The following is a 12013-nucleotide window of genomic DNA, read 5'->3' on the forward strand; positions in this document are numbered from 1 at the left end:
ATTATGTTTGAATTAATCTTTGTTCTTATTTTCGTTGCAACTCTGCTTGTCACAGGTATCACGTTTATGACGGTATTGGCCGCAACCGGAGTAGCGTTATTAGTCATGTTGGTCTTAGGTATGATGGGCGTTGTGTTTAAGTTACTGCCTTGGTTGATCGTGATTGCAATCGGTGTGTGGTTTTTCAAAAACTTTGTACACAGTTCTAACCAGAGACGTTACTAAGGTCATAGTGCCGTCAAATCTTTACTCGTCAGCGGTTTATCGTTTTAGAATTTAAGATGTGTGGTAGAATTTTCCCCAATAATCTATGAATGTGCATACAATTAGCACTACGATATGGAATTGGAGCTATCTCAAATGAATAAAATGCCATTAATTGCTTTAGTGGGAATGCTATCTTTAAGTTCAGCAGTGTCTGCTGCTGAAGAGTTTTCTTACACGGCTAAAGTCGGTGCTGATATGTGGTGGGGAAGTACAAAGTTAAACGAAGTTAGACAAGATGACGATTCTAACTCACCTTCGTTGTATTTCGCATTTGAGCATAATGCCCCAATGCTCCCAAATGCTAGCTTCCGTTATACCTCTGTTGATGCGGACTCGTTGGCTTTTGATAAGTACGATTACACGTTTTACTACACACTGTTAGATCACAAGTTGATGAACTTCGATGCTGGTGTGACGTTTACTCAATACTCGAACTCTAACTACATTGAACCGAAAGCCAATGGTGCGCAAACCAGTTTCGATGAATTCACGTGGAGCTTCTACGGTAACGCAGAGATCAATGTGCCGGACACCAACTTCGATATCATTGGTACGATGGAGTTCGGTGATAGCAGTGGTATTAAGAGCACTGACTTGATGGCGGGTGTTCAGTACCGAATCCCTGTATCAGAATCTGAAATTGCCCTGCGTGGTGGTTACCGTGTTATCGACCTAGATTCGGATGAGTTCTTTGGCTCGGAACTAGGTAAGAGCTTTGTCATGGTCGATGGTTGGTTTGCTGGTGCTGAAGTGCGCTTCTAGGCCATATAAAGCAAATTTAGAACGAATTTTAAGAACGCCACTTTATTAAGTGGCGTTTTTTTATATCTATTGATTATATCTTTCTGGAATTAGTTAGCACATTCATCACTTTCGACCATCCTTAATACAAAGAGCTAATTAGCGTCTATTCTTAGAAGGTCTATGTTGTGAGGTCAAAGCAAGGGATGGAATATGACACTCAATGAATTACGAAATTTATATAGAGAAAACTTGTTAGTTGAAGCCATCATAGAGCCCTCAATTCAAGAAGGGTCTTGGGTTGTGGAGTTTCGCCATATGGGAGGTGGCTTTGTTCTGCTTACTGATGTTCATGGTGAAGAATGTCATTACGCGGATTTAGACCTAGCATCTAAGTCAGCAATGGCGGTTGGCTTTCAGCAAGTACGCATTGAAAACCAGTAAGGCAATTTACGTTTCAATCGGTTTTTACTTCCAAAAAGTTATAAAACATACTTTTCTATTCTTTCTTGTTATTAAAAGGAGTGGTTAATCTATCGTCACGCAATGATTAGGGATGTCGTGACCATGTCTTTAAATAAGAAAGAGTCTTCACAAAATAATAATGCACAGTCTGGGGCTAATGAGTTACCTGGGCTAGCAGCACCACTTAATGACCAACAATTGGGTCATCTTCAGCAAACTGTTTCTGAACTGTCTTCACAGCAACTGGCGTGGGTCAGTGGTTATCTTTGGGGAGTGAGCCAAGCTCAGCCTGTCGGTGCTGCTGCGCCAATCGCTCAAGCGGCCGCTGCGGTAGCGGCTAAGCCTGCGGGTAAGCTCAGCATTATCTTCGCTTCTCAAACGGGTAATGCAAAAGGCGTCGCTGAATCGCTAGAGGCAGAAGCCAAAGCCTTAGGAATCGCGGTCGAGCTTTTCGATGCGAGTGATTATAAAGGTAAGAACTTAGCCAAAGAGACACACGTCATTTTCGTCGCTTCAACCAATGGTGAGGGCGAAGCCCCTGATAACGCTATTGAGTTGCATGAATTCCTTCAATCGAAGAAAGCGCCAAAATTATCGAATCTACAATACGGTGTGATTGGTTTAGGTGACTCCAGCTATGAGTTCTTCTGCCAAACGGCTAAAGATTTCGATAACTTCCTCGCTAAGCTTGGTGCTAAATCGTTTGTCGATCGCCTTGATTGTGATGTTGATTACGAAGAGTCAGCAACGGAATGGCGCGCTAAAGCATTAGAGCAAGTAAAAGAGACGCTATCGACAGGCACTGAAGCCGATGTGGTTCAATTACCTGTAGGTCAAGCGGCTGCTGGCCATTCGCAATACACCAAACAAAACCCATACACAGCGACACTATTAACCAGCCAAAAGATCACGGGTCGTGACTCGGGTAAAGATGTTCGTCATATCGAGATTGATCTTGATGAGTCGGGTATTACTTACCAACCGGGTGATGCACTGGGTGTGTGGTATGAAAACAGTTCAGAACTCGCGAATCAGATCCTTTCTAAGGTTGGGTTATCTGGCATCGAAAGTGTCGATGTCGATGGTGACAATCTATCTATCCATAGTGCGCTAGTGAGTAAATTTGAGATTACCACTTCAAACCCTCAGCTTGTGACCAAGTTTGCTGAGTTATCTGGCAGCAAGAAGTTAATCAAGTTGGTGGAAGATAAAGACAAGCTTCGTGAATACGCCGGCAATACTCAGATCGTTGACGTACTAGCAGAGAAGAAAACCAAGCTATCGGCTGATGAGTTAATTGGCCTGTTACGTAAGCTGACTCCGCGCCTCTATTCTATTGCATCAAGCCAAGCGGAAGTGGATGAAGAAGTTCACTTAACGGTTGGTCTGGTTGAATACCAAAAAGGTGAAGAGTCTCGTTTAGGTGGGGCATCAAGCTTCTTGGCTCAGCGTCTTGAAGAAGGTGGCGAAGTTAAGGTGTTTGTAGAGAACAACAATAATTTCAAGCTACCACAAGACGACAACACGCCAATTATCATGGTTGGCCCTGGTACAGGGATCGCACCTTTCCGCAGTTTTGTTCAAGAGCGTGAAAACAATGATGCTCAAGGTAAGAGCTGGTTATTCTTCGGCGACCGTACCTTTACTCAAGATTTCTTATACCAAGTTGAATGGCAGAAGTACCTTAAGTCTGGCGCGCTAACTAAGCTAGATGTTGCCTTTAGCCGTGACCAAAAAGAAAAGGTTTATGTTCAAGACCGATTAATTGAGCAGGCAGAGCAGGTTTGGCAATGGCTCCAAGAGGGCGCGTACCTTTATGTCTGTGGTGATGCGACTCGAATGGCTAAAGATATCCATGAAGCGTTAGTTACTATAGCGGAAAAACATGGCAATCAGAGCCGCGAACAAGCTGAACAATATATTAATGATTTACGTAAAGCGAAACGTTACCAAAGGGATGTGTACTAATGAGCAAGCAAGTAATAGAGCAAGAAGTGCTAGGTCAAGTGCTTGGACCTTTGGCTGACAATGAGCGTCTTAAGCGTGAAAGTAATAACCTACGCGGTACGATTGAACAAGATCTCCAAGACCGCATAACTGGTGGTTTTACTGCTGATAACTTTCAGTTGATTCGTTTCCACGGTATGTATCAACAAGACGACCGTGATATTCGCAACGAACGTACAAAGCAAAAGCTAGAACCGTTACATAACGTAATGCTGCGTGCGCGTATGCCTGGTGGCATCATTACTCCTAAGCAATGGTTGGCGATTGATAAGTTCGCCGATGAAAGCACCTCTTACGGTTCAATTCGTCTAACAACACGTCAAACGTTTCAGTTCCACGGTGTGTTGAAGCCGAACATTAAGCTGATGCACCAAACGCTAAACAATATTGGCATTGATTCAATCGCTACTGCAGGTGATGTAAACCGAAATGTTTTGTGTACAACAAACCCTGTTGAATCCGAGCTTCATCAAGAAGCCTATGAGTGGGCGAAGAAGATCAGCGAACACCTACTGCCTAAAACTCGTGCTTATGCTGAGATCTGGCTTGATGGTGAAAAACTAGAAACAACCGATGACGAGCCTATCCTTGGTAATAATTATCTACCGCGTAAATTCAAGACAACAGTTGTGATCCCACCACAAAATGATGTCGATGTTCACGCTAACGATCTTAACTTTGTTGCGATTGCTAAAGACGGAAAGCTGGTGGGCTTTAACGTGTTAGTCGGTGGCGGCTTAGCAATGACACATGGTGATACTTCTACTTATGCTCGTAAAGCTGACGACTTTGGTTTTGTACCACTAGAAAATACGTTAGATGTTGCGGCAGCGGTTGTTACCACGCAGCGTGATTGGGGTAACCGTTCAAATCGTAAGAATGCAAAAACCAAGTACACACTAGACCGTGTAGGTATTGATGTGTTCAAAGCGGAAGTTGAAAAGCGTGCGGGGGTTGAGTTCTCTGAAAGTCGTCCTTATGAGTTTACTGGTCGTGGTGACCGTATCGGTTGGGCGGAAGGTATTGACGGCAAACACCACTTAGCACTGTTTATTGAAAATGGTCGTTTACTTGATTTCCCGGGTAAGGCTTTGAAAACGGGTGTGGCTGAAATTGCGAAGATCCACAAAGGTGATTTCCGCATGACTGCAAACCAAAACTTAATTGTTGCTGGTGTTCCTGAGAGCCAGAAGGCAAAAATTGAGAAACTGGCGCGTCAATATGGTTTGATGGATGACGCGGTAAGTGAGCAACGTAAAAACTCAATGGCGTGTGTGGCATTCCCAACATGTCCGCTAGCAATGGCAGAAGCTGAACGTTTTCTTCCAGAGTTTGTTACCGATGTCGAAGGCATTCTCAAGAAACATGGATTACCAGAAGAAGATAACATTATCCTTCGTATCACTGGCTGTCCGAACGGTTGTGGTCGTGCAATGTTGGCTGAACTTGGCTTAGTGGGTAAAGCCCCAGGTCGCTACAATATGCACTTAGGTGGTAACAAAGCCGGTACCCGTATTCCTAAGATGTATAAAGAGAACATCACATCAGCCCAGATCTTAGAAGAGATTGATTCGCTGGTGGGACGCTGGGCTACAGAACGACAAGACAATGAAGGCTTTGGTGATTTCACCATCCGAGTTGGCATCATCGAAGAGGTGATCATTTCAAAGAGGGATCTGCATGCATAATTCTGTCGCTTCAAAGTTGAAGTTAGCAGAGCTACTCGCATTGACTAAGACGGAGCAAATACTTCGTCTTGGGCAAATTAATGCTGAGTTAGAACAGCTAACAGCATTAGAAAGAGTTAAATGGGCATTAGAAAACTTGGAAGGATCACATGTTGTGTCTTCAAGTTTCGGCATTCAAGCCGCGTTAATGCTGCACTTAGTAACTCAAGCGAAACCAGATATTCCGGTTATTCTGACGGACACAGGGTATCTATTTCCTGAAACGTATCGATTTATAGATGAGTTGAGCCAGAAGCTGACTCTAAACCTTCAAGTCTTTCGCGCACAACAGAGTCCTAATTGGCAACAAGCGCAATATGGCAAACTTTGGGAGCAAGGTATAGAAGGGATAGAGAAGTACAACAAGCTTAATAAAGTTGAACCGATGAGACGGGCGCTGGATGAGCTCGAGGCTGGGACATGGTTTTCCGGTTTGAGAAGAGAGCAATCTCAATCGCGCGCAAACTTACCAATTTTATCCATCCAAAACGGTGTGTTTAAATTCTTGCCGGTAATCGATTGGACGAATAAAGATGTTCACTATTACTTAGAAGAGCATGGTCTCAGTTATCACCCGCTTCGAGAGCAGGGTTACCTTTCTGTTGGGGATACACACACAACTAAGAAGTGGGAACCTGGTATGACAGAAGAGGAAACCCGTTTTAATGGGCTGAAACGCGAATGTGGTCTCCATGAAGATGATGGAGAGCAATATGGCTCTGGGATTTAGACTCATTGTTATTTAAAAAGCTGCCATAAGGCAGCTTTTTTAGTTTCTAGGGGATAAAATTAGAGCGATTGTGGATAAGTCTGTGGTTATTGTGTAGTTACTTTGTAGTTAAAGTTGCATAAATAAGGCTTTGAGTGTTTATTCGTCATGTAATCGTTATTTTTGCATTTTTCTTTAATAAACACTTGCCAATGTGATGAACATCTCTATAATGCCGCCTCACTGACACGGCAGACGCCACAAGGCTTCAGCGCAGAATGTTAGTTAGGCAACTAGCTTTAAGCGATTATTCGCTCCTACTTTTAGAAAGTAGAAATTAATTTTCAAAAGTGTTTGACACTGAGAATTAAATCGCTAGAATAGCCGCCTCTTCCGAAGTGATGCAAGTCACAACGAAGAGAAGCTCTTTAACAATTTAAACCTATCAATCTGTGTGGGCACTCGTTGATGAATATCAAAACGTTTTATCGTTAGATAAAACAGATTCTTCGGAATCAACTTTGGTTTCAATGAACTGAGTGACCAATACAAATAACTACTTTCTCTTGTAGAAAGAAGGTATTTGGCACAGTCAATTCATTATCTTTCTGTTGGAAAGATAATAGCTTTAGAATTACTTTTTGTAGTTTTGAAGTCAGTATTCATTGAGCCGACAAAATCTTAAATTGAAGAGTTTGATCATGGCTCAGATTGAACGCTGGCGGCAGGCCTAACACATGCAAGTCGAGCGGAAACGACACTAATAATCCTTCGGGTGCGTTAATGGGCGTCGAGCGGCGGACGGGTGAGTAATGCCTAGGAAATTGCCTTGATGTGGGGGATAACCATTGGAAACGATGGCTAATACCGCATAATGCCTACGGGCCAAAGAGGGGGACCTTCGGGCCTCTCGCGTCAAGATATGCCTAGGTGGGATTAGCTAGTTGGTGAGGTAATGGCTCACCAAGGCGACGATCCCTAGCTGGTCTGAGAGGATGATCAGCCACACTGGAACTGAGACACGGTCCAGACTCCTACGGGAGGCAGCAGTGGGGAATATTGCACAATGGGCGAAAGCCTGATGCAGCCATGCCGCGTGTATGAAGAAGGCCTTCGGGTTGTAAAGTACTTTCAGTTGTGAGGAAGGGGGTAGCGTTAATAGCGCTATCTCTTGACGTTAGCAACAGAAGAAGCACCGGCTAACTCCGTGCCAGCAGCCGCGGTAATACGGAGGGTGCGAGCGTTAATCGGAATTACTGGGCGTAAAGCGCATGCAGGTGGTTCATTAAGTCAGATGTGAAAGCCCGGGGCTCAACCTCGGAACTGCATTTGAAACTGGTGAACTAGAGTACTGTAGAGGGGGGTAGAATTTCAGGTGTAGCGGTGAAATGCGTAGAGATCTGAAGGAATACCAGTGGCGAAGGCGGCCCCCTGGACAGATACTGACACTCAGATGCGAAAGCGTGGGGAGCAAACAGGATTAGATACCCTGGTAGTCCACGCCGTAAACGATGTCTACTTGGAGGTTGTGGCCTTGAGCCGTGGCTTTCGGAGCTAACGCGTTAAGTAGACCGCCTGGGGAGTACGGTCGCAAGATTAAAACTCAAATGAATTGACGGGGGCCCGCACAAGCGGTGGAGCATGTGGTTTAATTCGATGCAACGCGAAGAACCTTACCTACTCTTGACATCCAGAGAAGCCAGCGGAGACGCAGGTGTGCCTTCGGGAGCTCTGAGACAGGTGCTGCATGGCTGTCGTCAGCTCGTGTTGTGAAATGTTGGGTTAAGTCCCGCAACGAGCGCAACCCTTATCCTTGTTTGCCAGCGAGTAATGTCGGGAACTCCAGGGAGACTGCCGGTGATAAACCGGAGGAAGGTGGGGACGACGTCAAGTCATCATGGCCCTTACGAGTAGGGCTACACACGTGCTACAATGGCGCATACAGAGGGCAGCAAGCTAGCGATAGTGAGCGAATCCCAAAAAGTGCGTCGTAGTCCGGATTGGAGTCTGCAACTCGACTCCATGAAGTCGGAATCGCTAGTAATCGTAGATCAGAATGCTACGGTGAATACGTTCCCGGGCCTTGTACACACCGCCCGTCACACCATGGGAGTGGGCTGCAAAAGAAGTGGGTAGTTTAACCTTTCGGGGAGGACGCTCACCACTTTGTGGTTCATGACTGGGGTGAAGTCGTAACAAGGTAGCCCTAGGGGAACCTGGGGCTGGATCACCTCCTTATACGAAGATATTCACGATAAGTGTCCACACAGATTGATATGTTTAAACAGTTAAGAGTAACCTATGTCCCGTTCGTCTAGAGGCCTAGGACACCGCCCTTTCACGGCGGTAACAGGGGTTCGACTCCCCTACGGGATACCATCTTTAAGCGCATTTATTTAAGTGTCTTTAAAAATGGTTCATTTATTGAATCAAGCTCTTTAACAATTTGGAAAGCTGACTGATTGATTACTTACGAGTAATTCAATCAAATTTAAAAGTTCTCAATGTTTATCTTTCATTAGATAAACACAACAAACACATTCAAGTGTCTTGGCTTTTTGTCTTCACTTTTTAAAAGTGGAAATAAAGAGTGATTCAAACTTAGTTTGAATTGAAATTGAGTCCGGCAAACAGTCATTGAGAATTAACCCTTCTTAATGACAACCAAAAACCTTGGTTAGTTGCCATACGCTTATTTGTCTTCACTTTTTAAAGTGAAAGCAAATAGAAACCCTTTCGGGTTGTATGGTTAAGTGACTAAGCGTACACGGTGGATGCCTTGGCAGTCAGAGGCGATGAAAGGCGTAATAACTTGCGATAAGCCCAGATTAGGTAGTAATAACCTTTTGAGTCTGGGATTCCTGAATGGGGAAACCCACTTGCATAAGCAAGTATCCTGTTGTGAATACATAGCAACAGGAGGCAAACCGGGGGAACTGAAACATCTAAGTACCCCGAGGAAGAGAAATCAACCGAGATTCCGAAAGTAGCGGCGAGCGAAATTGGATTAGCCCTTAAGCTTTTAATGATGCAGGTGAAGCCTCTGGAAAGTGGCGCAACAAAGGGTGATAGCCCCGTAACCGACACATCATAATCAGTGAAATCGAGTAGGGCGGGACACGTGATATCCTGTCTGAATATGGGGGGACCATCCTCCAAGGCTAAATACTACTGACTGACCGATAGTGAACCAGTACCGTGAGGGAAAGGCGAAAAGAACCCCTGTGAGGGGAGTGAAATAGAACCTGAAACCGTGTACGTACAAGCAGTAGGAGCACCTTCGTGGTGTGACTGCGTACCTTTTGTATAATGGGTCAGCGACTTAATTTTAGTAGCAAGGTTAACCGTTTAGGGGAGCCGTAGGGAAACCGAGTCTTAACTGGGCGTACAGTTGCTAGGATTAGACCCGAAACCAGGTGATCTAGCCATGGGCAGGTTGAAGGTTGAGTAACATCAACTGGAGGACCGAACCGACTAATGTTGAAAAATTAGCGGATGACTTGTGGCTAGGGGTGAAAGGCCAATCAAACCTGGAGATAGCTGGTTCTCCCCGAAAGCTATTTAGGTAGCGCCTCGGACGAATACTACTGGGGGTAGAGCACTGTTAAGGCTAGGGGGTCATCCCGACTTACCAACCCTTTGCAAACTCCGAATACCAGTAAGTACTATCCGGGAGACACACGGCGGGTGCTAACGTCCGTCGTGGAGAGGGAAACAACCCAGACCGCCAGCTAAGGTCCCAAAGTATAGCTAAGTGGGAAACGATGTGGGAAGGCTCAGACAGCCAGGATGTTGGCTTAGAAGCAGCCATCATTTAAAGAAAGCGTAATAGCTCACTGGTCGAGTCGGCCTGCGCGGAAGATGTAACGGGGCTAAGCTATACACCGAAGCTGCGGCTACGTACCTTAGGGTATGTGGGGTAGGGGAGCGTTCTGTAAGCCGTTGAAGGTGGTCTGTAAGGGCTGCTGGAGGTATCAGAAGTGCGAATGCTGACATGAGTAACGATAAAGGGAGTGAAAAACTCCCTCGCCGGAAGACCAAGGGTTCCTGTCCAACGTTAATCGGGGCAGGGTAAGTCGACTCCTAAGGCGAGGCCGAAAGGCGTAGTCGATGGGAAACAGGTTAATATTCCTGTACTTCTTACAATTGCGATGGGGGGACGGAGAAGGCTAGGTGGGCCTGGCGACGGTTGTCCAGGTTCAAGTACGTAGGCGGGTGGTTTAGGTAAATCCGGACCGCTACTAACGCTGAGATACGATGTCGAGCTACTACGGTAGTGAAGTCATTGATGCCATGCTTCCAGGAAAAGCCTCTAAGCTTCAGATTGTAAGGAATCGTACCCCAAACCGACACAGGTGGTCGGGTAGAGAATACCAAGGCGCTTGAGAGAACTCGGGTGAAGGAACTAGGCAAAATGGTACCGTAACTTCGGGAGAAGGTACGCTCTTATCAGTGAAGTCCCTTGCGGATGGAGCAGACGAGAGTCGCAGATACCAGGTGGCTGCAACTGTTTATTAAAAACACAGCACTGTGCAAAATCGTAAGATGACGTATACGGTGTGACGCCTGCCCGGTGCCGGAAGGTTAATTGATGGGGTTAGACTTCGGTCGAAGCTCTTGATCGAAGCCCCGGTAAACGGCGGCCGTAACTATAACGGTCCTAAGGTAGCGAAATTCCTTGTCGGGTAAGTTCCGACCTGCACGAATGGCGTAATGATGGCCACGCTGTCTCCACCCGAGACTCAGTGAAATTGAAATCGCTGTGAAGATGCAGTGTACCCGCGGCTAGACGGAAAGACCCCGTGAACCTTTACTACAGCTTGGCACTGAACATTGAACCTACATGTGTAGGATAGGTGGGAGACTTTGAAACCGCGTCGCTAGATGTGGTGGAGTCGTCCTTGAAATACCACCCTTGTAGTTTTGATGTTCTAACGTTGGTCCCTGAATCGGGATTACGGACAGTGCCTGGTGGGTAGTTTGACTGGGGCGGTCTCCTCCCAAAGAGTAACGGAGGAGCACGAAGGTGGGCTAAACACGGTTGGACATCGTGTGGTTAGTGCAATGGCATAAGCCCGCTTGACTGCGAGAATGACAATTCGAGCAGGTGCGAAAGCAGGTCATAGTGATCCGGTGGTTCTGAATGGAAGGGCCATCGCTCAACGGATAAAAGGTACTCCGGGGATAACAGGCTGATACCGCCCAAGAGTTCATATCGACGGCGGTGTTTGGCACCTCGATGTCGGCTCATCACATCCTGGGGCTGAAGTCGGTCCCAAGGGTATGGCTGTTCGCCATTTAAAGTGGTACGCGAGCTGGGTTTAGAACGTCGTGAGACAGTTCGGTCCCTATCTGCCGTGGGCGTTGGAAAATTGAAAGGGGCTGCTCCTAGTACGAGAGGACCGGAGTGGACGAACCTCTGGTGTTCGGGTTGTCATGCCAATGGCATTGCCCGGTAGCTAAGTTCGGAATCGATAACCGCTGAAAGCATCTAAGCGGGAAGCGAGCCTTGAGATGAGTTTTCCCTGGCGCTTTAAGCGTCCTAAAGGGTTGTCGTAGACTACGACGTTGATAGGCAGGGTGTGTAAGTGCTGCGAGGCATTGAGCTAACCTGTACTAATTGCCCGTGAGGCTTAACCATACAACACCCAAGGGGTTTTGTGGACTCAATAGAAATACCAAACGCTTGAATGAGTTTGAAGAGAATTTAACAGCTTTCCAGATTATTTTGCCTTCAGTTTTTAAAAAACTGAAAGTAAAAGCAAAATTTGCTTGGCGACCATAGCATTGTGGACCCACCTGATTCCATGCCGAACTCAGAAGTGAAACACAATAGCGCCGATGGTAGTGTGGGGCTTCCCCATGTGAGAGTAGGACATCGCCAGGCTTTAATTTCGACTTTGTCTACAAAGTAGACAAGTCACCATAGAGTTCTAAGTTTTCTTAGTATTTTATGTTGACTTTCAAAGTAGAAAGCGTATTATACGCGTCCTGCTTGGGTGCTAAGGCACTGAAAGCAAAGCTCTTTAACAATTTAAACCTATCAATCTGTGTGGGCACTCGTTGATGAATATCAAAACGTTTTATCGTTAGATAA

General features: G+C 45.9%; 6 protein-coding genes, 1 tRNA gene and 3 rRNA genes. All 10 read left to right on the plus strand.

Annotated elements, in window-relative coordinates:
- Nucleotides 1-3: 3 nt before the first annotated feature.
- The 10 genes from pspG to rrf all read left to right on the plus strand — a co-directional run bounded on the left by pspG (nt 4) and on the right by rrf (nt 11803).
- A complete protein-coding gene (gene pspG / locus OC193_RS01595; protein WP_017059950.1) occupies nt 4-225 on the plus strand; it encodes an envelope stress response protein PspG in 222 nt (73 codons plus the stop codon).
- Between the two features lie 135 nt (nt 226-360).
- Nucleotides 361-1029, plus strand: a complete 669-nt coding sequence (locus OC193_RS01600; RefSeq protein ID WP_048662788.1) for a TIGR04219 family outer membrane beta-barrel protein — start codon at nt 361-363, stop codon at nt 1027-1029.
- A gap of 192 nt (nt 1030-1221) precedes the next feature.
- A complete protein-coding gene (locus OC193_RS01605) occupies nt 1222-1452 on the plus strand; it encodes a hypothetical protein (RefSeq protein WP_004735813.1) in 231 nt (76 codons plus the stop codon).
- Nucleotides 1453-1575: 123 nt separating this feature from the next.
- Entirely contained in the window at nt 1576-3441 is a 1866-nt protein-coding gene (locus OC193_RS01610; RefSeq protein ID WP_048662790.1) for an assimilatory sulfite reductase (NADPH) flavoprotein subunit, read from the plus strand.
- Entirely contained in the window at nt 3441-5168 is a 1728-nt protein-coding gene (gene cysI / locus OC193_RS01615; RefSeq protein ID WP_048662789.1) for an assimilatory sulfite reductase (NADPH) hemoprotein subunit, read from the plus strand. Before OC193_RS01610 ends, cysI begins: the two co-directional genes overlap by 1 nt.
- A complete protein-coding gene (locus OC193_RS01620; protein ID WP_048658803.1) occupies nt 5161-5937 on the plus strand; it encodes a phosphoadenylyl-sulfate reductase in 777 nt (258 codons plus the stop codon). Before cysI ends, OC193_RS01620 begins: the two co-directional genes overlap by 8 nt.
- Nucleotides 5938-6599: 662 nt before the next feature.
- Nucleotides 6600-8154: ribosomal RNA gene (locus tag OC193_RS01625) — 16S ribosomal RNA — on the plus strand.
- A 65-nt stretch (nt 8155-8219) separates the two neighbouring features.
- Nucleotides 8220-8295 (plus strand) — tRNA-Glu (locus OC193_RS01630).
- Between the two features lie 368 nt (nt 8296-8663).
- A 23S ribosomal RNA gene (locus OC193_RS01635) occupies nt 8664-11557 on the plus strand.
- 130 nt (nt 11558-11687) lie between these two features.
- Nucleotides 11688-11803 (plus strand): 5S ribosomal RNA (gene rrf, locus OC193_RS01640).
- The 16S, 23S and 5S rRNA genes sit together here with 1 tRNA gene alongside, the layout of an rRNA operon.
- Nucleotides 11804-12013 lie beyond the last annotated feature (210 nt).

Origin of the sequence: Vibrio crassostreae (assembly GCF_024347415.1) — a bacterium.
Classification (GTDB): Bacteria; Pseudomonadota; Gammaproteobacteria; order Enterobacterales; family Vibrionaceae; genus Vibrio; species Vibrio crassostreae.